A 22,079-nucleotide genomic window follows, 5' to 3' on the forward strand; every position below is an offset into this window, starting at 1 on the left:
AGAGGTCTCCCCCATGCAGTGGTACCTGAAGGTGCTCAAGCAGTACGCCGACTTCAGCGGGCGTGCGCGTCGCACCGAATTCTGGATGTTCACGCTGTTCAGCGCGATCGCCTCGATCGTCCTGGGCCTGATCGACACGCTGATCGGGACGTCGACGATGGTCGCGACCGGGTCCAGCGTCTTCTACTCGCCCGGCCTGCTCCAGGGCATCTACGCCCTCGGGGTCCTGATCCCGACGCTGGCCGTCACCGTCCGTCGCCTCCACGACACCGACCGCACCGGCTGGTGGCTCCTCATCGGCCTGATCCCGATCGTCGGCGGCATCGTCCTGCTGGTGTTCATGTGCCTCGAGGGCACCCGCGGCCCCAACCAGCACGGCATGGACCCGAAGCAGGACGCCATGGGCGGCGGCTACCCGCAGGGCGGCTACCCCCAGCAGCAGGCGCCGGGCTACCCGCAGCAGGGTGGCTACCCGCAGCAGCAGGGGTACCAGGGCCAGCCCTGATCCGATCCCGCCCCACCCCGCACGACCCCGACACCGGATCCGGCGCCCGCCGGGTCCGGTGTCGTCGTGTCGGGGCCTGCCTGGGTGCGGCCGTCAGGCGAACGGCCCGCCGGGCGCGAAGACGCGGGCGGCGAAGCGGTCGGCGATCCGGACGTGGGTGGCCGCGTCGGGGTGCAGACGGTCGGGCAGCGGCAGCTCGGCGGCGTCGGCCTCGCCGTAGAGCTCGAGGCCGTCGAGGTGGTGCAGGTGCGGGTCGTCGGGGATCCGCTGGGTGAGGACGCGCTCGATCTCCTCGCGGATCACCCGCAGCGTGAGGCGCCCGGCGGGGACCTCGGCGGGGTCGCCCGTCGCGCGGAACGACATCGCCCCGCGCTCGTCCACGTCGACGGCGCCCGGTCCGGGGGTGTCCTCGTGGATCGGGCACAGGATCGGGGCCACGACGAGCAGCGGCGTCGTCGGGCGGCCTTCGCGGATGGTGTCGAGGAACCCGTGCAGCGCGGGCCCGAGGGCGCGCCGGCGCATGACGTCCGCGTTCACGAGGTTGATGCCGATCTTGATGCTGATCAGGTCGGCGGGGGTGTCGCGCAGCGCCCGGGCGGCGAACGGGTCGAGCATCGCGCTGCCGCCGAAGCCCAGGTTGACGAGGTCGACGCCCCCCGCCGCGGCCGCGAGGGCGGGCCAGGTCGTCGACGGGCTCGCGGCGTTCGAGCCGTGGCTGATCGAGCTGCCGTGGTGCAGCCACACCGGGCGCTCCAGGGGCGGCACGGTGACCGGCGCGTCGGTGCGCAGGGCGACGAGGTCGGTGATCTCGGTGTGCGGGAGCCAGACCACCACCTCCTTGTCGTGCGCGGGCAGGCCGTCGAACCGGACCGTGCCCGCCGGCCCCGGCTCGGTCTCCGCGTCACCCGTGGCCGGGTCGAGACGCAGCACCCGCCCGCCCGAGGTCCCCGCGCGGGCGACGAGCCGGCCGTCGACGTGCAGGTCGTAGACGCCGTCGGGGCGCAGCGGCAGGCCCCGGTAGCCGACGCGGGTGCGCAGCGTGTCCAGCTCGACCACCGACGCCCGCGTGCGCAGGACCAGCCGCACCCCCGACGGCTGCGCCTCCGCCATGAGCAACTGCCCATCCGCCTGCGCGCGGGCCCGGGCGGGCAGGCGGTGCGGGCGCAGGCCGTCGCCGGTGGGTTCCAGCTCGAGCGCCCCGCGCACGAGCTCGGGGGTGATCTCGGTGCTGATCACGCGTCGAGCACCCGGGTGACCTTCTCGGTCCCCGCGCGCCGCTCCTGGTCGCGGGCGGGGTGGCGGACGTGCACCAGCGAGGCCCCCGCCGCGAGCACGGCCAGCAAGCCGTCGACGAGGCCGCCGGTGCTCGCGACGGGCCACGCGGCGGTGCTGAGGACGCGGTCGTCCGCGCCGAGGCCGAGCTCGGCGGCGCGCGCCCGGGCGCCGGCGACGACGCCCGCGACGTCGGTCCCGGCGAGCGCGGGGGCGTCGTCGGGCACCGGGGTCAGCGGGTCGAAGTGGTCGCCCTGCAGGCGCACCTCGGTCGCGTAGTCGACGGCCCCGGACGGCAGTCGCCCACCCGATTCGACAGAACCGAGGCCCCGCCCGAACGCGTCGAGGGAGAACCCGACGACCAGGCCGGCGCCGGCCGCGGCCTCGAGCGTGTCCTCGGCGGCGAGGGCGACGTCGGCGCCCGCGGGGTCGGCGACGGCCTCCGCGCCACACCACCAGATCGCGCACAGGGCCGCGGCGGTCTGCCAGTGCGCCGGCAGCAGGACGGCGACGGTCGTGCCGGGCTCGACATCGCACTCGTCGCGCAGCAGGTTGGCGGTCTTGGCGACCCAGTTGCCGAACGTCGCGCCCGAGAGCTCGATCCGCTCGCCGGTGGCGTCGTCGTAGAAGGTGATCAGGGGGCGCGCGGCGTCGGCCGCGAGCACGGGGTTCAGCAGGGCGTCGGTCACGGTCATCGGGGCGCGACGCTATCGGTGGGCCCTGGTCGACGCAGGCTGGTCGACGCAGGCTAGTCGACGCAGGCCACGCCCTCGGCGGTGATCGCCGGCTGGGGCGGGGGCACCGGCGCGGGGGTCTCCGCGGAGCCCGTGAGCCCGTTCGAGGACTCGCCGCCGGAGCCACCCAGGCCCGTGGCCTGCGGCGGCGCCGCGCCGGGGCCGTCGTAGTCGTTGCCGAGCACGACGCGCACCGAGTTCGGCGGTACCGCGGGGTCGAAGCGTGCCGGTAGGTCGCCGAGGCTGCGCGCCACGCGGGCGCCCGCCGCATCGCCGGCGGGACCGAACAGCACCTCGGAGCGCGGGGCGGGCGCCTCGGCGTTGCCGGCGACCGTGCGCGCGTAGCCCTGCGCGGACAGCACCGCGACGACGCGGGCCGCGGCGCCCTCCGCGCCCGAGGCGTTGCGCACGTCCACGGGGATGGTGCTGGGCGCGGGCCCGTCGTCCTCGGCGGCCGAGTTCTCGGGGCCGATGGCGTCGGCGACGAACCGCTGGACGGCCGTGGGGTCGACGGCGATCACGTCGCCGCGCCCGTCGATGTTCTGGGTGCCCTGGGTCGGGATGGTCAGGAACGCGACCGCGCCGCCGCTGACGTCCTGCATCTGCTGGCCGAACCGCAGGAGATCCCAGTTGCCGTCGAGGACGACGGACCCGCGGACGGCGTCGAGCAGCCGCGCCAGGGTGAGCGGGTCGGCGAGCGTGCCGCTGGAGAGGATCTTGCGGGACATCGACGCGAGGAACGCCTGCTGGCGCCGGATGCGGTCGAGGTCGCCGTTGGGCAGGCCGTGGCGCTGGCGGACGAAGGCGAGCGCGTCGTGCCCGGCGACCGTGCGCGGGCCCGCGGGGAAGCGGGCGCCGGAGAGCTCGTCGTCGACCGGGTTCTTGAGGCACACGTCGACCCCGCCGATGGCGTTGGTCAGCGTGTAGAAGCCCATGAGGTTGACCTCGGCGTAGTGGTCGACGGTCAGCCCCGTGAGGTCGGCGACCGAGCGCACCAGCTCCTGGCGGCCCGCCTCCGAGGAGCGCACGTCGACCTCGCGCGGGTCGGTGACGCCGGACGCCACCAGCCGGTTGGCCTCGTCGGCCTTCGCGCCCGGGTACGCGGAGTTGATCTTGTCACGGCGGAACGCCCCGGGGATCGAGACGTAGCTGTCGCGCGGGATCGAGAAGGCCACCGCGCGGCTGCCGTCGTTGGGCACCCGGACCAGGATCATCGTGTCGGTGTTGACGACGCCGTCCGCGGCGCCGGCGCCGATCGCGCGCAGCGCGTCGTCGGGCAGCGCCTGGCCCTGCGCGTCGGTGCGGCTGTCGACACCGACCAGCAGGATGTCGGTCGCGCCGTCCGCTGCGTCGCCGACGGGGCCGTCGCCGAGCGCCCCGGACGAGCCCATGGAGCCCGAGAGCGCCGCCCACGCCGTGCCGGACAGGGCGAATACGAGCACCGAGAGCACGATCATCGCGAGGCGCAGCGTGCGCCCGATCGACCGGCGACCGCGCTCGGGCGGGACGTCGCCGCGGCCCGGAGCGGGCGGGCGCGGGGCCCGCGGCGGCGGGGACCCGGGGCGGCGGTCGCGCTCGCGCACCGCGCGCGTGTCACGGGGGTCGCGGTCCCGGGGGTCGCGGTCCCGGGGGTCGCGGTCCCGGGGGTCGCGGTCCCGGGGGTCGCGGTCCCGGGGGTCGCGCTCACGGGGCGGGGGAGCCGGTCGGCGGGGGCGGTCGTCGTCGGGGCGCGACGGCCGTGCCTTGGTCGTCCCCTTGGCGGACTTCGACGACCCCCGCACCTCCACCGACGGGGTCGAGAGCTCGGCGAGGTCGCGCCGGCGCAGGCGGGCCCCGCCGCGCTCGGGCTCCCGGCGGACCGGCTCGCGCTCGGGGACGGTGGGGTCGACGTCCACGTCGGGTGGCCCGCCGGCACGCCCGGGGCTGCGGCGGGCGGCCGTGGGGCCGTAGCGGCGGGCCGGATCGCGACGGGCCTGCTCGCGACCTGTCTGGCCGGGCTCGTCGTCGTCCATCGGCCCGGCCTCCCTCCACGTGCGGGCCCACGGGCCGCTCTCGATCTCGTCCACCGTCGCCCTGGTGTCCGCAGCACCCCGTCGACCGGATCGGTCCGGGGCACGCGATCCCTGGTCACCGGCGTTGCGCGGCCCGGGAGGACGTCCGGATCGCAGATTAGACGGCGCCCGAGCGGTTCGGGGCTTCTCACCCGTACGACGGCCCTTCGGCGCGTCGTGGCCACGGCGGGTCAGCTGTCGATCAGGAATCCGCTCCCGAGCAGGGTCTCCGGGGGTGGACGGGACGCCCGGCCGGTGACCCGCCGCGTTCGGAGCCCTCCGTGACCGGTGGGAGACTCCCCGTGCGTGATCGACGGGTGGGGGGTTCTCGTGCGGTGGATGGTGACCGGGGCGGGCGGCGCCCTGGGTGGGGAGCTCGTCGCACGGCTGACCCCGCCCGACGCCCCGGCGGCCGACGGGGCACCGAGCGGGGTCGTCGCCCTGACGCGCGCGGAGCTGGACGTCACCGACCCGGCCGCCGTGCGCGACGCGGTGCACGCCGGCCTGGCCCCGGGCGACGAGCCGGCGGTGCTGCTCAACGCGTCCGCCTTCACCGCGGTGGACCGCGCCGAGACCGATCCCGAGGCGGCCGCCGACGCCTGGGCCGTGAACGCCGAGGCGCCCGGCCTGCTCGCGGCGGCGTGCGGCGAGGTCGGCGCGGCCATGGTCCACGTCTCCACCGACTACGTCCTGGGGCCGCTGCCGGGGGGCGCGCACCGGCCGCTGGAGCCGGGGGACCCGGTCGGCCCGGAAGGCGTCTACGCCCGCAGCAAGCTCGCGGGGGAGGAGCGGGTGCGCGCGGCGCTGCCCGGCGCCCACCAGATCGTCCGGACCGCGTGGGTCTACGGCCCGACCGGCGCGAACTTCGTCCGCACGATCGCCCGGCTCGCCCGCGAGCGCGACACCCTGACCGTCGTCGACGACCAGCACGGCTCGCCGACCTGGGCCGGCGACCTCGCCGACGGCCTGCTCGCCCTCGCCCGTTCCGCGGCGCCCCCGGGGACGCGGCACGCGGCCGGCGGCGGGGCGACCACCTGGTGCGGCCTGGCCCGGGCCGTGCTCGAGGAGATGGGCGCCGATCCGTCGCGGGTGCAGCCGTGCGACACGGCGTCGTTCCCGCGCCCCGCGCCGCGTCCCGCCTGGTCGGTCCTCTCGGACGCGTCGTGGCGCGCGGCCGGCCTCGCGCCGCTACCACCCTGGCGGGACGCCCTGCACACCGCCGTCGTCCGCCATCCGGACCTCCTGTTGGGCTGAACGGCCCTGCTCGTTAATCCCATCGGTGTCATATGCGTGTCCTCGCCGCACCGTCGCGCGTTGAGCGGTCATGGCTGTGGAGACGGTGCTCCTCGCGCTGCTCGGTCTCGTCGCCGTGTGGTTGGTGATCGACGCCGGGCGTGAGCGTCATCGGTTGCGTGCCCGCGTGGCCCGGGACGAGCGGTGGCAGGCCGAGCGACGGCGCAGTGACCGCCGCGCGGCACGCCTCGCGGCCCCGACGGCCTCGTCGGTCCCGACGCCGAACTCCTGGCGGTACTGGCCGATGACACTGCCGTCCGCCGACGACACCTCGCGCGGTCCGCGGCTCTGACGTGCTGGGTCCGAGTTCCTGGGTCTGGGCGCCCCAGCGTGACACCCTGAGGCGATGACGGAGCAGGCCGCGCCGGGGACGACCACCTCGTCGGGATCGGACTCCACGGACGAACCCCTCTGTGCCCAGGCGCGCGCGCTCGCCGCCTCGCCGGGCGACGATCCGGTCGAGCACCACGAGGACCTCGTGGCCCTGCTGCGGCGGGCCCACGCCAGCGGCGAGCACTCCGCGCCCGGCCTGCTCGCCGACGCCCACCTCGACCACGGCGAGCGCCGCGAGGCCGTCGAGGTCCTCACCCGGGCCGTGCACGGGCGCCGGCGCAGCGACCTCGCCGGCCTGCTGGGCGAGACGCTCGAGGCGCTCGGCGACCACGAGGGCGCGGAGGCGGCGTTCCTCGTCGGGATCGACGGCGGCCACCCCGACGCGATGAACGACTACGGCGTCTTCCTGCGTGCCCGCGGCCGCACGCAGGAGGCCGCCTACGTGCTGGACCGTGCGGCCCGGCTCGGCGACGACCTCGCCCCGCTGAACCTCGTGGCCCTGCACCTCGAGGAGCTCGACGACCCGTTCACGGCCACCGAGCTCGCCGAGGCGTACCGGGACGACGCCAAGCCCTCCACGCTCGTCGCGCTCGCCGACTGCCGGCTCGCGGAGGACCGCGTCGACGAGGCCGAGGAGCTCTACCGGAAGGCCGCGGAGGGCGGCGGGGCGTGCGCGCACATCTACTACGGCTGGTTCCTGCGCGACCGGCGCGCCGACCCCGAGGGGGCCGAGGAGCAGCTGCGCCGGGCCCACGAGGTCAAGGAGCCCGGGGCCGCCTTCCACCTCGCGCGCTTCCTCTACGACCAGGGGCGCACCGACGACGCCCATCCGTTCTTCGAGGAGGCGGCCTGGCGCGGCGACCCGGACGCCCTGGCGGTGCTCGAGGCCGAGTACCGCGGGCTGGTCGACGAGTGGGACGACTGAGTCGGCCACAATGCGGGGCGTGTCCGACCCTGACCTGCCCGAACCCGTGTCCGCCCCCTACGGCTCCGGGCTGGCCGTCGTCTCCGTGACCTACTCGCCGGGCGACTCCCTCGCGGAGTTCCTGACGTCCCTGGAGAAGGCCACGACGCGCCCGTACCGGGTGGTGCTCGCCGACAACGGGTCGGTCGACGGCGCCCCCGAGGCCGCGGCGGCCGCCGACGAGCGGGTCGAGCTGCTGCGCATCGGCGAGAACGTGGGGTACGGCGCGGCCGCCAACCGCGGCGTCGCGGGGCTGCCCGCCGAGGTGGGCTGGGTGCTCGTCGCCAACCCCGACATCGTCGTCGACCCCGGCGCGCTGGACACGCTGATCGAGGCCGGGGACCGCTGGCCGCGCGCGGGCGCGCTCGGGCCGCTGATCCGCACCGGGGGCGAGGTCTACCCGTCGGCGCGCCTGCAGCCGTCGCTCGGTCGCGGCGTCGGGCACGCGCTGTTCGCGGCGGTGTGGCCGGCGAACCCGTGGACGCGCTCCTACCGCCAGGAGGGCTCGGTCGCCGAGCGGACCGCGGGCTGGCTGTCGGGCTCGTGCGTCCTGCTGCGCCGCGAGGCCTGGGACTCCGTCGACGGCTTCGACCCGCGCTACTTCATGTACTTCGAGGACGTCGACCTCGGCGACCGGCTGGGCCGGGCGGGGTGGCTGAACGTCTACGTCCCCGACGCCGAGGTCGTGCACACCGGCGGGCACGCCACCGAGCGCGACGCCCCCACGTCGTCCCGGATGCTCGCCGAGCACCACCGCAGCGCCTACCGGTTCCTCGCCGACCGCTACCGCGGCGCGCGCTGGGCGCCGGTGCGGTTCGGCCTGCGCCTGGGCCTGGGGCTGCGCGCCCGCACCGGGGTGCGCGCGGCTCCCTGATCAGCCCAGCGCTGCGAGGTGGCGGTCGAGCACCGCGAGCGCCGAGTCGGGCGTGTGCCGCTCGACGAGCAGGGAGTCGGCGAGGCCGCCGACGAGGGCGTGCAGGACCTCGGCCTCGGCGCGCGGGTCCCGCACCCCCGGCAGGGCCGCGAGGCCGTCGGCGAGCGCGGCGAGGATCTCCTCCTCGCCGGTGCGCAGCTGCGCACGCGCCGCCGGGTCCGCGATCGCGCGCACGAGGAACGCCGAGCCGACGAGCGCGTCGGCGCGCCCCTCCTCGTCGAGGGGCAGCAGGCCGGCGAGCAGGGCCCGCACGACCGCGCGCGGGTCCTCGTCGGCCGCCGCGACCCGCGCGCGGACCCGGGCACCCAGCCGCTCGCGCAGCGCAGAGGCCGCGAACGCGAGCAGCTCGTCACGGCTCGCGAAGTAGTGCTGGACACGGCCCTTGGAGACGCCGGCCTCCGCGGCCACCGACGCGAGGCTCGCGGCCTCGAGGCCCTCGCGCGCGGCGAGGCGCCAGAGCGCGCCGGTGATCTCGCGGCGCCGGGCGTCGTGGTCGACGACCTTGGGCATCGTTGACGGTCCGATCGGCTTGCAACGGTGTTACGATCCGATCGTACCGCGAGCGGGGAGGGCGTCATGGCGGTCGGTGGGTTCGTCGACGAGGGCGCCCGGGCGCGGTACGCCGCGGCGCTGGAGACCGCGATGGCCGCGCTCCCGCCCCACGAGAGCGACGACGTGGCGACGAGCTGGGGGACGGTGCGGGTCCACCGGTTCGGACGGGGCACCGGGACCCCGGTGCTCCTGCTGCCCGGGCGGCTCGGGACGACGGCGATGTGGGCGCCGAACCTGCCGGCGCTCGCGGCCCGGCGCACGGTGTGGGCGCTCGACCTGCTCGGCGAGCCGGGCGCGAGCACCCAGACCGCGCTGATCACCGGTGACGCCGACCAGGCGTCCTGGCTCGCCGAGGTGGTCGACGCTCTCGGCGGCCCGCTGCACGTCGTCGGCGCGTCGCTGGGCGGGCGATGGGGCACCGAGCTCGCCGTGCGGCACCCGCACCTCGTGCGCTCGCTGGCGCTGCTCGAGCCGGCGCACACGCTGTCCCGGCTGCGCGCGGGGTTCGTGCTGGCGTCGCTGGCCTCGCTCGTCGGGGCCCGGCGGTTCTTCCTGCGCCACGCCGGCGGGGAGACGCCGCCCGCCGACGACCCGCTCGGCCCCGTGCTCGAGCTCGGGTCGGCGACCTACCGGATGGCGCTCGGCCCGCCCGGCTACCCGACGGACGCGGCGCTGCGCTCGCTCGCGATGCCCGTCCTGGCCCTGCTCGGCGGGCGGAGCACGGTCGGGAACGCGGGGCGGGGGGCGGCGCGGGCCCGGCGGTGCATCGCCGACGTCGAGGTCGACGTCTGGCCGGACGCGACCCACGCGCTGCCGAGCGCCTGTGCGGACGCGGTCGACGCCCGCCTCGAGGCGTTCCACGCGCGGGTGGACGCGTGAGCGGGCGGCGCGGCCTGGTCCTGGCGGGCGTCGAGGTGGTCGCGCCCGTGGTCGTCTACTACGTGGCGCGGGCGCTCGGGGTCGCGCCGGTGCCGGCGCTGCTGCTCGGCGCGCTGTGGCCGGCGGTGCGGGTGCTCGCGGCGCTGGTGCGGCGGCGCCGCGTCGACCGGCTCGCGCTGCTGCTGCTCGTGCTGGTCGCGGCCACAGCCGCGGTCAGCCGCCGAACAGGCGGCGCCACCACGGGCGCCGGGGCTTCTCCTGCGGGCTCTCGGCACGCGCGCCGTCGTCGCCGGCGGGGAAGGGGCCCGAGGTGAAGGGGCTCGCGGGGAACGGCGAGGTGCCCGGGTGCGCCGGGCCCGTGCCGAAACGCACGGTGCGGGCGTCGCTGTCGTCGTCGACGTCCTCGTCGGGCCGCCGGTGGTGGCCGTTGGTGCGGCGGCCGCCGGTGTTCTGCGGGAGCCGCTGGGTGAGCTCCGGGTCCACCGGCACGCCGCGACGGGCGGCCAGCCCGCCCGGGAGGACGGTGGTGGCGGAGGCGTCGAACGGCGACTCGGCGTTGTCGGGCGTGATCACATTGTCGTCACGCTCCGTGGCCCGCTGGGAGGCGTGCGCGATGGCGTCCTGGGCACGCTCCCATGCATTCGAGGCCACCACGACCCTCCTGCTCGTTCCCCCGACGGGCGGGTCACTTCCGGGTCACTGCCGTCGGCGGCCCCGGGAGGGTCCACACTATCGCCCTCGGTCACGATTCGTCATCGACGAGGGGGGTCTCGAGTGGAGCACTCGGGGGACACGGCAGGGCGTACGGCGGGACACGCGGCAGATCAGACCGCCGAGATCGACCCGGCGCGGACGGCCGCGGTCGTCCTCGTCGGTGGTCAGGGCAGCCGGCTGCGGCCGCTCACGCTGACCACGCCGAAGCCGATGCTGCCGACGGCCGGGGTGCCGTTCCTGGCCCACCTGCTCTCGCGGATCGCGGCGGCCGGGATCCGCCGCGTCGTGCTCGGCACCGCCTACCGGGCGGAGGTCTTCGAGGCGTTCCTCGGCGAGCAGACCACCGGTGGGCTGGAGGACCTCGAGCTCGAGTGCTGCCCCGAGCCGGAGCCGCTGGGCACCGGCGGCGGCATCCGGTTCGCCGCGGACGCGCTGGAGCCCGGGTACGACGAGGTCGTCGTGTTCAACGGCGACATCCTCTCGGGCGTCGACGTGCGCGCGGTCGTCGGCGAGCACCGGGCCGCGGGCGCCGACGCGACCCTGCACCTCGTGCGGGTCCCCGACCCCACCGCCTTCGGCTGCGTCCCCACCGACGCCGACGGGCGCGTCCTGGCGTTCCTGGAGAAGACGCCCACGCCGCCGACCGACCAGGTCAACGCCGGGTGCTACGTCTTCCGCCGCGACGTGCTCGACGCGATCCCCGCCGGGCGCCCGGTGTCGGTGGAGCGGGAGACGTTCCCCGGGCTGCTCCGGAGCGGTCGCCGCCTGCAGGCCCACGTCGAGTCGTCGTACTGGCTCGACCTCGGCACCCCCGCGTCCTTCGTCCGCGGCAGCGCCGACCTCGTGCAGGGGGCGGCGCCCACCGCCGCGCTGCCCGGCCCCGTGGGCACCGCGCTGCTGCTGGCCGGGGCGAAGGTGGCGCCCTCGGCGTCGCTCACCGACGGCACGACGGTGGGTGCCGACGTCCAGATCGGCGACGGCAGCCGCGTCTCGGGCTCGGTGCTCATGGACGGCGCCCGGATCGGCGACGGCGCCCTCATCGAGCGCTCGGTGATCGGTCCCGGCGCGTCGATCGGCGACGAGACCGTGGTGCGCGACGCGGTCGTCGGCGACGGCGCCTCGATCGGGGCGTCCTGCGAGCTGCTGGCCGGGCTGCGCGTCTGGCCCGGACTCGTCGTCCCGGACGGCGGTCTGCGATTCTCGGGTGGTGCCTGAGGTCCTCGCTGCCGCGGCTGAACGGGTGTGGCGGCCGGAGTTCGTCCTCGACGTCCGGGCGTTGCTCGCGCCGCTGCGCCGCGGACGGGGCGACCCGACCTTCCACATGGAGCTGGAGGGCGCTGAGGGCGGCGAGATCTGGCGCTCGACGCCGACCCCCGACGGCCCCGCCACGCTCGCGATCTCGCGACGCGACGGGGAGGTCCGGGCCCGCGCCTGGGGTCCGGGCGCGCAGTGGGCCGTCGACGGGGTGCCGATGCTGCTGGGTGCCGAGGACGACGACTCCGGGTTCGTCGGCCACCACCCGCTCGTTACCGAGACCCGCCGCCGCATGCCGGGCCTGCGCCTCGGCGGCACCCGCACGGTGTGGGACGTGCTGGTGCCCGCGATCCTCGAGCAGAAGGTCACCGGCACCGAGGCCCGCCGGTCGTGGCGCGAGCTGTGCTGGCGGTTCGGCGAGGACGCCCCGGGCCCCTGCCCGCGCCGGATGAAGCTCCCGCCGACGCCGCGGCGGCTGCGCGAGATCCCCGACTGGGAGTGGCACCGCGCCGGCGTCGACCAGTCGCGGCGCCGGGCGATCCTCGCGTCGGCAACGGTCGCCCACCGCCTGGAGAAGGCCGCCGAGCTGCGCGGCGAGGCCGGGCGCGCGCTGCTGATGAAGATCCCGGGCATCGGCGTGTGGACCGCCGCCGAGGTCGCCCAGCGCTCCTGGGGCGATCCGGACGCCGTGAGCGTCGGCGACTTCCACATCCCCTCGACCGTCGGCTGGGCCCTGGTGGGGCGCAAGCTCGACGACGCCGGGATGCTCGAGGTCCTGGCCTGCTACGCCCCCCAGCGCCAGCGGGCGGTGCGCTACATCGAGGCCTCGGGGTTCCGCCGGCCCCGCTTCGGGCCGCGCTTCTCGCCGAAGGACTACCGGGGCTACTGACCCCGCGTCCCGCTCGGTCGTGACGACGCTTCGGAAATCGAAGCGTCGTCAGGAGTGGTTCCGACCCGGCCGCGACGCGCCCCCGCGACCGTGATCGATGGTGACGACGCTTCGGGAACCGAAGCGTCGTCAGCGAGGGTCTCGACCCGGGGCGGCCCGGACCAGCGACCGGCCGAACGCGACCTCGTCCGGGAGCTCCGTCAGCGGCCACCAGCGCAGGTCCAGCGACTCGTCACTGATCGCCTCGACGGCGCCGGGCGGGGCGTGGGCGACGAAGCGGACGTCGAGGTGGCGGGTGGGGACGCCGAGCGAGCAGGTCAGGGCGTGGATCTCGACGTGGAGGGGCTCGGGGTCGAGGGTCAGGCCCTCGATGCCCGACTCCTCCTCCGCCTCGCGCAGCGCGGCGCCGGCGAGGGTCGTGTCCTCCGGCTCGATGTGCCCGCCGAGCTGGATCCACGCGCCGACCCGGGGGTGCAGGGTCAGCAGCGCTCGCTCGCCCGCGGCGTCGAGGACGAGCGCCGAGGCCGTGAGGTGCCCCGGCGCGCAGGAGCGCGAGCACGCGTCGGGGCGGGCGTCCAGGTAGGACACCAGCCCCAGGCGCACGGACTCCAGCTCGCGCGTCCCGGCCCGCCACCGGCCCAGGACCTCCCGGGCGTCGGCGTGCACGGCGGCCGTCGAGACGGCCGCGCGCGTGGTGGACGCCAGCGTCCGCTCCGTGTCCGTCATCTCTCCACCCACCGGTCGTCGACGGCGAGCCCGCCCCGCGGCGGCGGCTCGGCGGCCGGGTGGCCGATCGCGACGGCGCCGAGGGGCTCCCAGTCGGCGGGCAGGTCGAGCACCTCGCGCACGATCTCCGGCGCGAAGATCGTCGACGACACCCAGCACGACCCCAGCCCCTCGGCGGCCAGGGCGACGAGCAGGCTCCCGACGGCCGCGCCACCCGCGACCGTGAACATCGTGTGCTCGGCCGAGGCCCGGTGGGCGTCGGGGTAGGCGTGCGCGCCCTCGAGGACGAGGAACGGCAGCACGACCTCGGGCGCGGCGCGCAGCAGGTCGCCGCGGGCGACACGGCGCTCGATCGCGTCGGGGGAGAACCCGTCGCCGCGCAGGTCGGCGCGCCACGCCTCGGCCATGGCGTCGAGCAGCCGGGTGCGCAGCTCCGGTGTCGCCACGCGCACGAAGCGCACCGGGCGGGTGTGGTGCGGCGCGGGCGCGGTGAGGCCCGCGGCGCCGGCCCGGCGCAGCGCCTCGGGGTCGACGGGGGTGTCGGCGAACGCCCGCACCGAGCGTCGCGCCGGCACCGCCTCGCGCCGTCCCCGCGCGAGCGCCTCGTCCGTGCCCAGCCAGAAGAGGTCCTCGTCGACCGGGCGCACGAGGTCGCGACCCCGCGCCGCCTCCGACCGCAGGGAGGCGGGCAGGCCGCGCACCACGGCGACGGGCACACCGCCGAGCTTGCCCTTGACCAGGTCGGCGGCCGCGGCGACCTCGTCGGCGACGGCGACCTCGGTGACCACGAGCTCGTTGCCCTGGCTGTCGACCGCGCCGCCGTAGGCGTGCACGACCTCCAGCCCGGCGGCGCCGATCGCGGCGTCGGTCTGCCCGACGCGCCAGGTGCGGCCCATGGTGTCGGTGACGACCACGGCGACGTCGACCCCGAGCCGCTCGCGCAGCGCGGAGCGCAGGGCGGCGGCCGAGGCGTCCGGGTCCTCGGGGAGCAGCGCGACCTCGTCACCGGCGACGTTCGAGGCGTCGATCCCCGCGGCGGCCTGCACGATCCCCAGGGGATTGGCGACGATCTTGGTGCGGCCCTTGGTGGCCAGCAGGCGCACGGTCTCGCGGTCGACGAGCGCGCGGCGCGCGGTGTCGCGCTCGTCGGGATCGCTGGGCACCCGCACGAGGCGGCCCTCGACCTTCGAGAGCACCTTGGACGTCACGACCACCACGTCGCCGTCGGCCAGCGAGCCGGCGAGGGCATCGGCCAGCGCGCCGGCGAGGTCGTCGCCGGGCCGGAACTCCGGCAGGCCGGTGACGCCCCAGAGGGTCAGCCCGTCGGAGGCGTGATCAGCTGCCATCGACGGTCCGGCTCCGCTCCGCTCCGCGCACGCCGGCGAGATCGTAGGCCGCGCGCACCATCGCCGCCGTGGCGTCCGGGTCGGTCATCATCAGCGGCACCTCGCGGACCTCGACACCCGGCACCTCGGCCCCGTCGCCCGGCGCGACGAGCCACCCGTCGAGCAGGCCGCCGGTGGTGCGCGCGCCGTACCAGCGCCCGACGCCCTCGGCGCTGACCGGCACGTCCACCGCCGCCAGGCACGCCTCGGCCATCCCGCGCACCGCGTGCCCGTCGACGATCGGCGACACCCCGACGACCCGGCCGGGCGCGGCGGACAGCGCGGGCCGCATCGCGGGGACGTCGACGATCGTGTGGATGCTGACCACGGGGTTCGACGGCGCCACGAGCACGACGTCGGCGTCCGCGATCGCGGCGAGCGCGGCGGGGCACGCCGTGGCCTGCTCGCGCCCGACCGAGGCGAACGAGTGCGCCGGCAGGGCGGCGCGGTGGCGCACCCACCACTCCTGGAAGTGGATGGCGCGGCGCGATCCGTCGGACGGGTCGTCGACGACGACGTGGGTCTCGATCCGGTCGTCGCTGGCCGGGATGAGCTCGACGCCGGGGGACCAGCGGTCGCACAGCGCGGCGGTGACCTGCGAGAGCGGGTAGCCCGCCCGCAGCATGCGCGTGCGCACGAGGTGGGTGGCGACGTCGCGGTCGCCCAGCCCGAACCAGGTCGGGTCGGCGCCGTAGGCCTCGAGCTCCTCGCGGACCGACCAGGTCTCCTTGGCCCGGCCCCAGCCGCGCTCGGTGTCGATGCCCGCGCCGAGGGTGTACATGCAGGTGTCGAGGTCCGGGCAGACCCGCAGGCCGTGCAGCCAGATGTCGTCGCCGACGTTGACCACCGCGCGGATCGCGTCGCCCGGCGCGGCGGCGGCCAGGACGCCCTGCAGGAACCGGGCGCCGCCGACGCCCCCGACGAGAACGGTGACCTTCACACCGTCCATCGTCCCCCTGGTCGCGCTCAGCCGAGCAGCCGGGCGAACTGCACGTTGCCCAGCCGCGCGAGGGTGCCGTCGCCGCCGACGAGGGCGAAGACCCACTCGGCCGCCGCGAACAGCAGCGCCGAGGCGCCCGGGATCAGGAACAGCAGCAGGATGACCGCGAAGGGGGCGAACGGCGCGATGCGCGCCGCGCCCGCCCGCGTCCCGTAGGGCAGGTAGGGGTCGATGACGCCCCAGCCGTCGAGCCCCGGGATCGGCAGCAGGTTCAGCACGAAGGTGAGGACCTGGATGATCCCCAGGAACGACAGGGCCGCGGCCAGCGGCAGCGGCGGGGCCGTGAGCGCCACGCCGATCGCGATCGCGGCGGCGAGCACGAGGTTGGCCATCGGCCCGGCCAGCGAGACCGCGCTGATCGCCGGCCGCGACCGCAGCGCGCCCCGCTGGATCCACACCGCGCCGCCGGGCAGCGGGATCCCGCCGATGACGAGGAACAGCAGCGGCAGGACGAGCGTGAGCCCGATGTTGGCGTAGCGGCGGATGTCCAGGGTCAGGTAGCCGAGGGCGCGCACCGAGTGGTCGCCGCAGCGGTCCGCGGTCAGCGCGTGGGAGAACTCGTGCAGGCAGAGTGAGACCGCCCACCCGGCGAGGACCAGCAGGACCGTGCCGCCGATCACGGTCCCCCGGGCGGGCACGAGTGTCAGGGCGCCCCCCGCGACGGTGAGCGCGACCAGCACCAGGAAGATGGGGCTGACCGGCGAGCGCAGGCGCGAGACGCGGGATGTCACGCACCCAGTCTCCCCGATCACCGGCCGGCGCCTCGAAGGCGTGGTGACAGCTCATTGCTACGGACAGCGCAGTGACGCTCACCGCACGTGACGACCGCCCGCCGCGACATGCGGCCGGACGTGTCCCCCGGCTTGACCCGGATGAACGACACCGGTGTAATTCCTACGCGATGACACGTCGGTGCGGGGCCGACGCCTCGTCCACTCAGTGGGGGCCGGGGGGAGTCGAGGCGAGGGAGGTGTCCGTGAACGGTGCGGAGAGCGGGTCGGTGGTGCTGGGTAGCGATGCAGTGAGGGCCTTCGGGCCGGTGGGGCAGGCGCCTCTGAGGGACGTCCTCTCGGAGCTGGCGATGGTCACCGAGGACGAGCAGGAGTGGCAGGAGCGCGCCCTGTGCGCGCAGACGGACCCGGAGGCGTTCTTCCCCGAGAAGGGCGGGAGCACCCGGGAGGCCAAGCAGATCTGCAACAGCTGCGACGTCCGCTCGGAGTGCCTCGAGTACGCCCTCGGGCACGACGAGCGCTTCGGGATCTGGGGCGGCCTGTCCGAGCGCGAGCGCCGGCGTCTGAAGCGCCGGGCGTTCGACACGATGGACGCGGTCGACGCCGTCTGACGTCGCCACGGACCCGGCACCGGACAGTCCGTCGGGGGGCCCTACTCTCGGCGGCCGGACCGGTGCAGGGGCGCCCCGCGGGGAGGTCGCCCGAGGGAAGGGCGGCTCGTCGGTGGCTGGAAGCTCGCCCGTCCTCGCGGTGCTGGTGTGCCACGACGGCGAGTTCTGGCTGCCCACCGCCCTCGACTCCCTGGCGCGCCTGACCCGCCGTCCGCGCCGGGTGATCGCCGTCGACACGGGCTCCACCGACGGCACCTCCGGGCTGCTCGCGGAAAGCAACCAGGTGGACGTCGTGCTGCGGATGCCGCACGACACCGGCTTCGCCGAGGCCGTCCACACCGCGGTCGACGACGCCGACCGTCGCTGGGGCCGCCACGCCGACAGGGGCTCCGGCGACTGGCTCTGGGTCCTGCACGACGACGCCGCCCCGGCCCCGGACTGCCTCGAGGTCCTGCTCTCCGTCGCCGACGCCTCGCCGTCGGCCGCCGTGCTCGGCCCCCTGTGCCTCGACTGGGACGAGCCCCGGCTCGTGGTCGAGGCGGGCGTGTCCATCGACGCCTCGGGGTCGCGGCAGACCGGCATCGGGGCCGACGAGCTCGACATGGGCCAGTTCGCGACGAACTCCGAGGTCCTCGCCGTCGGGTCCGCGGGCTCGCTGATGCGCCGCCGTGAGTGGGACGGGCTCGGCGGTTACGACACGGCCCTGGGCCTGCTGCGCGAGGACGTCGACTACGGCTGGCGCGTCAACCGCGCCGGCGGTCTCGTGCTGTGCGCCCCCTCGGCCCGGCTGCGCCACGCCCGGGCGCTCTCCAGCCGCACCCGCCCGCTGGACACCGCCGGCGTCGACCACCGCTACCGCGCCACCGACCGCGCCCACGGTGTCCGGACCTTCCTGGCCAACTGCTCGTCGCCCGCCTTCGTGCTCGGTCTGGCGCGCCTGCCCGTGCTCGCCGTGCTCCGCGCCCTGGGCCTGCTGCTCGTGCGCCGGGCCCGGGCCGCGGGTGCCGAGCTCGCCGGCCTGTCGCGCGTCCTCGGCTCCGGGCCGGGCATCGCCGACCTCGCTGACGCCCGCCGACGGCGCAGCACCGGGGCGACGGCCCTGCCCCGCGAGCTGCGGGGACTCCTGACGAGCCGCACCACGCGGCTGCGCAACGCCGTGCGCGGCGGGCTGACCTCGCTCGTGCGCGGCCGCCTCGCCGACGAGCTCGCGCTCGGGCGGCTGCCCGAGTGGGCGGAGCGGGAGTCGCGCACCGATGGCTCCGCCGCCGACGGCGGTGACGCCGCCCGGCGCCCGGCCGTGGGACCCGGCGCGCTCGCCGTCGGCGCCGCCCTGCCGCGCAGCACCCGCAGCACCCGGCGGACCGCGGGCCTGCGCCGCCCCGGCGAGTCGCTGGCGGTGGCGCTGCCGGGACCCCGCGCCCCGGCCGACGCGGCCCCCGCGAGGCCGGCCCCCACGCCGGCCCCGCGCGCCGAGGGCCGGCCGGGCGCCCCCGGCCAGGACTGGGAGGACCCGCCGACCGCGCCCGGCGAGCGGGTGGTCGTCGTCCCCGTCACCGCGGGACGGGTCGCGCGCGAGCTGCTGCTGGCCCCGCCGCTGCTGCTCGTCGTCGGCCTGACGCTCGTCGCCCTGGTCACGCAGTGGTCCCGGCTGGGCCTCACGCTCGCGGGCGGGCGGATCGCCGAGGTCCCGGGGCTGCGCGAGCTGTGGTCGTCCTACCTGGCGGTCTGGCACCCGGCCGCCGGCGGTACCGGCGCGCCGGCGCCCGCCGCGCTCGCCGTGGTCGGGGTGCTCGGGGGCCCGCTGACGCCGCTGGGCGGACCGCAGGCGGCGGTGTCGCTCCTGCTGCTCGCGGCGCTGCCCCTCGCCGGCCTCTCGGCGTACCTCGCGACGCGCGAGCTCCGGGTCGGCCGGGTCCTGCGCGCGCTCGCCGGCGCCGTCTACGCGCTGCTCGGGATCACGGGCGGCGCGGTGGCACAGGGCCGGCTCGACGGCGTCGTCACCGTGGTGCTGCTGCCGCTCGTGCTCGCCGGCGTCCTCGCCGTGCTGCGCGGGGTGCGCGTCTCCGGGCGCCGCGGCTCCTGGTGGAGCACCGCGGCGGGCACCGCGCTGGCGCTCGCCGTCGTCGGCGCCTTCGCGCCGCTCGTGTACGCGCTCGTGCTCGTCGTCGTGGTCGTCGGCTTCGTGCTCGTGCCCTCGCCGCCGCGGGCGGCCGGGCGCCGGGCGATGGCGCTCGCCGTGATCGTCGTCCTGCCGGTGCTGTTGCTCCTGCCGTGGCCGACGGTGCTGCTCACGGCCCCCGAGATCCTCCTGCACGGCACCGGCGCACCGGTGGCCGAGCGGTTCGCGGGCGCCCTCGACATCCTGTCGCTCGACCCCGGCGGCCCCGGGACGGTCCCGTGGGCGGGCCTGCTGCTCGTCCTCGTCGCGGTCGGTGGCGCGCTGCTGGCGCCCCGCCGGGCCGCGGTGCCGGGGCTCGCGCTCCTGCTGCTCGGAGTCGGCGCCGCGGCGCTCGTCGGCTCGTTCGCGCTGCCGCCGCTCTCGGGCGGCGACGCGCGCCCGGGCTGGACGGGGCCCGCCCTCGCGCTGGCGGCGTGCGGGGCGCTGTGGAGCCTGCTCGCCCAGGTCGCGGCGGCGCGGGCCGAGCCGCTCGGCCAGCTCCTCGGGCGGCGCGAGCGCAGCGGCCGCGCGCCGGACCGTCGCGGCGAGTCCGAGCTGGACCTCGGCGGCGCGGGCTTCGGCGGTCGCCTCTCCGACGCCGCCGAGCGGGTGGGCGCGAGCGCGACGGGCCTCGCGAGCCGGTTCCGGTCGCGCGACCGCGGGGACGACCGCACCGAGCGGGTCCGGGGCGTCGCGGTGCCCGTGCTCGCGCTCGCCGTGGTCGCGCTGGCCGTGGTCACCGTCCTCGGCGGCGGGGCCGGACCGCTGGCCGCCACGCGCCCGGCCACCCTCGCCGCCCCGCTCGTCGACGAGCTCGCGCGCAGCGGCGCCGGCGTCGTCGTCCTCACCCGTGACGCGGACACCACCCGGCGGTCGGGTCCGGCGCTGCCCCGCTACGGCGACGACGACTTCGCCCCGGTCGGCGCCGCGCCCGCTCGACTGCAGCGCGACGTGCGCGCGCTGCTCTCCGGCGACCCGGCCACCGTGCAGGCCGGCGTGGCGGAGCTCGCCACGGCCGGGACCGGCGTCGTGGTGCTGCCCGACGAGCAGACCGCCCGTTCGGTGCGCACCTCGGCCGGGCCCCTGCTCGCCGACGCCCCGCCAGCCTCCGACGGGCGGCCCGTCGCCCGGGTCGCGCTCCCGGTGGGCGGCGCGGTGCTGCTCGAGCCGCCGGTCTCGGACGACGCCACCGAGGCCCGCGCGGCCCCGCGGCGTCCCGCAGGCCTCACGCCGGTGCCGTCGGACCTGCCGACCGTCGGCGTGCGCGTCTCGCCGGGCGCCGACCGCCGGCTGCTCGTGGTGGCCGCCGAGCTGGAGTCGGGGTGGACCGCGACGGTCGGCGGCGCGCCCGTGGCCGTCGTCCCGGCCTGGGGCCACCTCGTCGGCGTGCCCGTCGGGGACGCCGGCGGCCCCGTGGTCGTCGGGCGCGACGACACCGCCCGGCTGCTGCTCCTGCTCCTGCAGCTGGCGCTCGTGCTGTTCACGGCGCTCTCGGCCCTGCCGTCGCGGACCCGTCTCGACTAGCAGCGCTGCGATGGGCGGTGTCGGGGGTCACCCCTAGGGTCACGACCGTGTTCGACCACCTCGGTTTCCCCAGCAGCGACGTCGAGACCTCCGTCGCCTTCTACACCGCCGCCTTCGCCCCGCTCGGCATGGCGGTGGCCGTCCGGATCCCCACCGGCCCGCCCGGTGCCCCGGAGGTGGTCGGCCTGTCGGCGGGCGGCGGCCACGCCGGCTTCTGGCTCGCCCCGGGTGCCGCGGTCGAGCAGGAGCTGCACGTCGCGTTCGCGGCCCCGGACCGCGCGGCGGTGGACGCGGTGCACGAGGCGGCCGTGGCGCACGGCGCCGAGGTGCTCCACGCGCCGAGGATCTTCCCCGAGTACCACCCGGGCTACTACGCCGTCTTCCTGCGCGACCCCGACGGCCACAACGTCGAAGCCGTCCACCACACCTTCTAGCCCTACTCCTCGCCGGCGATGGTGTCGGGCTCGACGCCCAGGTAGCCCGCCACCTGCTCGACGAGCACGTCGTGCAGCAGGTCGGCGAGGTCCTCGCCGTCGAGCGCGCGCGCCTCGAGCGGGCGGCGGTAGAGCACGATGCGGGCGCGGGTCACCGCGCCGCGGCGGTCCATGCCCGCGGGGACGAGGCGCGCGAGCGGCACCTCGCCGTCGCCGAGCACCGCGTCGTCCTCCACCGGCGAGCGCTCGGAGCCCGACGGCACCTCCGGGACGTCGTCCACAGCCACGTCGAGATCCGCGAGCTCGGCGCTCCAGCGCTCCTCGATCGGCTCGAGGGCCTCGAGCACCAGGGCGTCGAACCGCTCGGCACGCGTGCGGGCGGCGGGGGAGCCGGACGGGTAGAGCGGCATCCGCAGGCCGCGTCCCCGCCGGTCACGGCGCCGGCGGCGCGCTCCGGACGACGGGGTGGGGCCCCGACGGCTCGCGCTCCTCGTCACGTGCCGGAGCCTACGCGGGCCTCACCCCCACGGGGCCGACGCGCCCCGCGCGCCTGCACGATCAATGCGGGCGACCGGGCTATCGTTCGGTCCGTGCGAGGAGTACGGAAGTGCTCACGGACCGGGTGTGGTCACGCGGCCGTGGCCACCCTGACCTATGTCTATTCGGACTCGACTGCCGTGGTCGGGCCGCTGGCGACGAGCGCCGAACCGCACTCCTACGACCTCTGCGAGCGACACGCCGTGCGTCTGACCGCCCCCCGCGGATGGGAGGTCGTCCGGTACGAGGGCGAGTTCCCGGCCGAGCCCTCCGCCGACGACCTCACCGCCCTCGCCGAGGCGGTCCGCGAGGCCGGGCGGGCCGACCGCCCGCTGGGGGAGACCCGCGACGGACGCACGCGGATCACCGCGGGCCGCGGTGCGGCCGCCGCCTCGGGATCGGGCGCGGCCCTGTCCCCGGGGCCCCCGGCCGCCATGCCGCCGGGCCTCGCGGCGGGCATGCCCGCCGGCTCCACGGGCCGGCGCGGCCACCTCCGGGTCCTGCCCGACCCCGCCGGCTCCTGAGGATCTCTCCCGCGCGTCGCGGATCGGCGCACCGTTCGGCGGACGTGCCCGCCCGGCGGGCGCAGCTCCCCGGCC

Annotated in this window: 23 protein-coding genes; 13 read left to right on the forward strand and 10 right to left on the reverse strand. The window is 76.9% G+C overall.

Annotated features, from left to right (window positions below):
• Positions 1-13 precede the first annotated feature (13 nt).
• Entirely contained in the window at positions 14-505 is a 492-nt protein-coding gene (locus PH191_RS02415) for a DUF805 domain-containing protein (RefSeq protein ID WP_274193033.1), read from the forward strand.
• 93 nt (positions 506-598) lie between these two features.
• On the opposite strand, the gene PH191_RS02420 is transcribed toward PH191_RS02415, so the two are convergent.
• The 3 genes from PH191_RS02420 to PH191_RS02430 are packed head-to-tail and all read right to left on the reverse strand — an operon-like array spanning position 599 to position 4,523.
• Entirely contained in the window at positions 599-1,741 is a 1,143-nt protein-coding gene (locus PH191_RS02420) for a GDSL-type esterase/lipase family protein (RefSeq protein ID WP_274193034.1), read from the reverse strand.
• Positions 1,738-2,472: a TIGR03089 family protein gene (locus PH191_RS02425; RefSeq protein ID WP_274193035.1), complete on the reverse strand. Its 735-nt coding sequence runs from the start codon at positions 2,470-2,472 to the stop codon at positions 1,738-1,740. Before PH191_RS02425 ends, PH191_RS02420 begins: the two co-directional genes overlap by 4 nt.
• A gap of 53 nt (positions 2,473-2,525) precedes the next feature.
• Positions 2,526-4,523, reverse strand: coding sequence for an LCP family protein (locus PH191_RS02430; protein ID WP_274193036.1), 1,998 nt, complete (start codon positions 4,521-4,523; stop codon positions 2,526-2,528).
• 345 nt (positions 4,524-4,868) lie between these two features.
• Between PH191_RS02430 and rfbD the strand changes: the two genes are divergently transcribed.
• The 4 genes from rfbD to PH191_RS02450 all read left to right on the forward strand — a co-directional run bounded on the left by rfbD (position 4,869) and on the right by PH191_RS02450 (position 8,026).
• Positions 4,869-5,816, forward strand: a complete 948-nt coding sequence (gene rfbD / locus PH191_RS02435) for a dTDP-4-dehydrorhamnose reductase (protein WP_337994033.1) — start codon at positions 4,869-4,871, stop codon at positions 5,814-5,816.
• A gap of 70 nt (positions 5,817-5,886) precedes the next feature.
• Positions 5,887-6,147 (forward strand): hypothetical protein, encoded by a 261-nt coding sequence (locus tag PH191_RS02440; RefSeq protein ID WP_274193037.1) that lies wholly within the window; start codon positions 5,887-5,889, stop codon positions 6,145-6,147.
• Positions 6,148-6,201: 54 nt separating this feature from the next.
• Positions 6,202-7,113: a tetratricopeptide repeat protein gene (locus tag PH191_RS02445; protein WP_274193038.1), complete on the forward strand. Its 912-nt coding sequence runs from the start codon at positions 6,202-6,204 to the stop codon at positions 7,111-7,113.
• A 19-nt stretch (positions 7,114-7,132) separates the two neighbouring features.
• A complete protein-coding gene (locus PH191_RS02450) occupies positions 7,133-8,026 on the forward strand; it encodes a glycosyltransferase family 2 protein (RefSeq protein ID WP_274193039.1) in 894 nt (297 codons plus the stop codon).
• Here the strand turns inward: PH191_RS02450 and PH191_RS02455 are convergent, their stop codons facing one another.
• The gene (locus PH191_RS02455) at positions 8,027-8,596 is read right to left on the reverse strand and encodes a TetR/AcrR family transcriptional regulator (protein WP_274193040.1); all 570 of its coding nucleotides are present in this window, start codon (positions 8,594-8,596) and stop codon (positions 8,027-8,029) included.
• A 66-nt stretch (positions 8,597-8,662) separates the two neighbouring features.
• Here PH191_RS02455 and PH191_RS02460 point away from each other — a divergent pair, with 66 nt between their 5' ends.
• Positions 8,663-9,517: an alpha/beta fold hydrolase gene (locus tag PH191_RS02460; protein ID WP_274193041.1), complete on the forward strand. Its 855-nt coding sequence runs from the start codon at positions 8,663-8,665 to the stop codon at positions 9,515-9,517.
• Positions 9,514-9,831 (forward strand): hypothetical protein, encoded by a 318-nt coding sequence (locus tag PH191_RS02465; RefSeq protein WP_274193042.1) that lies wholly within the window; start codon positions 9,514-9,516, stop codon positions 9,829-9,831. The genes PH191_RS02460 and PH191_RS02465 overlap by 4 nt, the downstream gene beginning before the upstream one ends.
• Here PH191_RS02465 and PH191_RS02470 read toward each other — a convergent pair.
• The gene (locus PH191_RS02470; RefSeq protein WP_274193043.1) at positions 9,731-10,168 is read right to left on the reverse strand and encodes a hypothetical protein; all 438 of its coding nucleotides are present in this window, start codon (positions 10,166-10,168) and stop codon (positions 9,731-9,733) included. The genes PH191_RS02465 and PH191_RS02470 overlap by 101 nt on opposite strands.
• 186 nt (positions 10,169-10,354) lie before the next feature.
• On the opposite strand from PH191_RS02470, the gene manB reads away from it, so the two are divergent.
• Both manB and PH191_RS02480 read left to right on the forward strand, forming a co-directional pair.
• A complete protein-coding gene (gene manB / locus PH191_RS02475) occupies positions 10,355-11,446 on the forward strand; it encodes a mannose-1-phosphate guanylyltransferase (RefSeq protein ID WP_274193661.1) in 1,092 nt (363 codons plus the stop codon).
• Positions 11,439-12,374 carry a DNA-3-methyladenine glycosylase family protein gene (locus PH191_RS02480; RefSeq protein ID WP_274193044.1) on the forward strand — a complete coding sequence of 312 codons (936 nt, stop codon included), beginning with the start codon at positions 11,439-11,441 and terminating at the stop codon, positions 12,372-12,374. Before manB ends, PH191_RS02480 begins: the two co-directional genes overlap by 8 nt.
• Before the next feature lie 129 nt (positions 12,375-12,503).
• Here PH191_RS02480 and PH191_RS02485 read toward each other — a convergent pair whose 3' ends face one another.
• Genes PH191_RS02485 through PH191_RS02500 form a run of 4 tightly spaced genes read right to left on the reverse strand, consistent with a single transcriptional unit; the run spans position 12,504 to position 16,216 of the window.
• Positions 12,504-13,100, reverse strand: a complete 597-nt coding sequence (locus PH191_RS02485) for an NUDIX hydrolase (RefSeq protein ID WP_274193045.1) — start codon at positions 13,098-13,100, stop codon at positions 12,504-12,506.
• Positions 13,097-14,446, reverse strand: a complete 1,350-nt coding sequence (locus PH191_RS02490) for a coenzyme F420-0:L-glutamate ligase (protein WP_274193046.1) — start codon at positions 14,444-14,446, stop codon at positions 13,097-13,099. Before PH191_RS02490 ends, PH191_RS02485 begins: the two co-directional genes overlap by 4 nt.
• Complete coding sequence (cofD, locus tag PH191_RS02495) at positions 14,436-15,425, reverse strand: 2-phospho-L-lactate transferase (protein ID WP_274193047.1); 990 nt, start codon at positions 15,423-15,425, stop codon at positions 14,436-14,438. The genes PH191_RS02490 and cofD overlap by 11 nt, the downstream gene beginning before the upstream one ends.
• Before the next feature lie 26 nt (positions 15,426-15,451).
• Complete coding sequence (locus PH191_RS02500; RefSeq protein WP_274193048.1) at positions 15,452-16,216, reverse strand: site-2 protease family protein; 765 nt, start codon at positions 16,214-16,216, stop codon at positions 15,452-15,454.
• A gap of 350 nt (positions 16,217-16,566) precedes the next feature.
• Here PH191_RS02500 and PH191_RS02505 point away from each other — a divergent pair, with 350 nt between their 5' ends.
• From PH191_RS02505 to PH191_RS02515, 3 genes are all read left to right on the forward strand, one after another.
• Positions 16,567-16,827 carry a WhiB family transcriptional regulator gene (locus tag PH191_RS02505; RefSeq protein ID WP_274189625.1) on the forward strand — a complete coding sequence of 87 codons (261 nt, stop codon included), beginning with the start codon at positions 16,567-16,569 and terminating at the stop codon, positions 16,825-16,827.
• Between the two features lie 112 nt (positions 16,828-16,939).
• Entirely contained in the window at positions 16,940-20,509 is a 3,570-nt protein-coding gene (locus tag PH191_RS02510) for a glycosyltransferase family 2 protein (protein ID WP_274193049.1), read from the forward strand.
• 47 nt (positions 20,510-20,556) lie between these two features.
• Entirely contained in the window at positions 20,557-20,943 is a 387-nt protein-coding gene (locus PH191_RS02515; RefSeq protein ID WP_274193050.1) for a VOC family protein, read from the forward strand.
• 2 nt (positions 20,944-20,945) lie between these two features.
• On the opposite strand, the gene PH191_RS02520 is transcribed toward PH191_RS02515, so the two are convergent.
• Positions 20,946-21,353, reverse strand: coding sequence for a metallopeptidase family protein (locus PH191_RS02520; RefSeq protein ID WP_274193662.1), 408 nt, complete (start codon positions 21,351-21,353; stop codon positions 20,946-20,948).
• 180 nt (positions 21,354-21,533) lie between these two features.
• Here PH191_RS02520 and PH191_RS02525 point away from each other — a divergent pair, with 180 nt between their 5' ends.
• Positions 21,534-22,004: a DUF3499 domain-containing protein gene (locus PH191_RS02525; protein ID WP_274193051.1), complete on the forward strand. Its 471-nt coding sequence runs from the start codon at positions 21,534-21,536 to the stop codon at positions 22,002-22,004.
• Positions 22,005-22,079 lie beyond the last annotated feature (75 nt).

The sequence above is a fragment of the Actinomycetospora callitridis genome, assembly GCF_028737265.1.
Taxonomy (GTDB): domain Bacteria; phylum Actinomycetota; class Actinomycetes; order Mycobacteriales; family Pseudonocardiaceae; genus Actinomycetospora; species Actinomycetospora callitridis.

Excerpts from the sequence above, each read along its gene's own strand:
- PH191_RS02415 (WP_274193033.1), top strand. The coding sequence starts at position 14 with ATGCAGTGGTACCTGAAGGTGCTCAAGCAGTACGCCGACTTCAGCGGG.
- PH191_RS02425 (WP_274193035.1), bottom strand. The coding sequence starts at position 2,472 with ATGACCGTGACCGACGCCCTGCTGAACCCCGTGCTCGCGGCCGACGCC.
- PH191_RS02430 (WP_274193036.1), bottom strand. The coding sequence starts at position 4,523 with ATGGACGACGACGAGCCCGGCCAGACAGGTCGCGAGCAGGCCCGTCGC.
- PH191_RS02440 (WP_274193037.1), top strand. The coding sequence starts at position 5,887 with ATGGCTGTGGAGACGGTGCTCCTCGCGCTGCTCGGTCTCGTCGCCGTG.
- PH191_RS02445 (WP_274193038.1), top strand. The coding sequence starts at position 6,202 with ATGACGGAGCAGGCCGCGCCGGGGACGACCACCTCGTCGGGATCGGAC.
- PH191_RS02455 (WP_274193040.1), bottom strand. The coding sequence starts at position 8,596 with ATGCCCAAGGTCGTCGACCACGACGCCCGGCGCCGCGAGATCACCGGC.
- PH191_RS02460 (WP_274193041.1), top strand. The coding sequence starts at position 8,663 with ATGGCGGTCGGTGGGTTCGTCGACGAGGGCGCCCGGGCGCGGTACGCC.
- PH191_RS02485 (WP_274193045.1), bottom strand. The coding sequence starts at position 13,100 with ATGACGGACACGGAGCGGACGCTGGCGTCCACCACGCGCGCGGCCGTC.
- PH191_RS02490 (WP_274193046.1), bottom strand. The coding sequence starts at position 14,446 with ATGGCAGCTGATCACGCCTCCGACGGGCTGACCCTCTGGGGCGTCACC.
- PH191_RS02505 (WP_274189625.1), top strand. The coding sequence starts at position 16,567 with ATGGTCACCGAGGACGAGCAGGAGTGGCAGGAGCGCGCCCTGTGCGCG.
- PH191_RS02520 (WP_274193662.1), bottom strand. The coding sequence starts at position 21,353 with ATGCCGCTCTACCCGTCCGGCTCCCCCGCCGCCCGCACGCGTGCCGAG.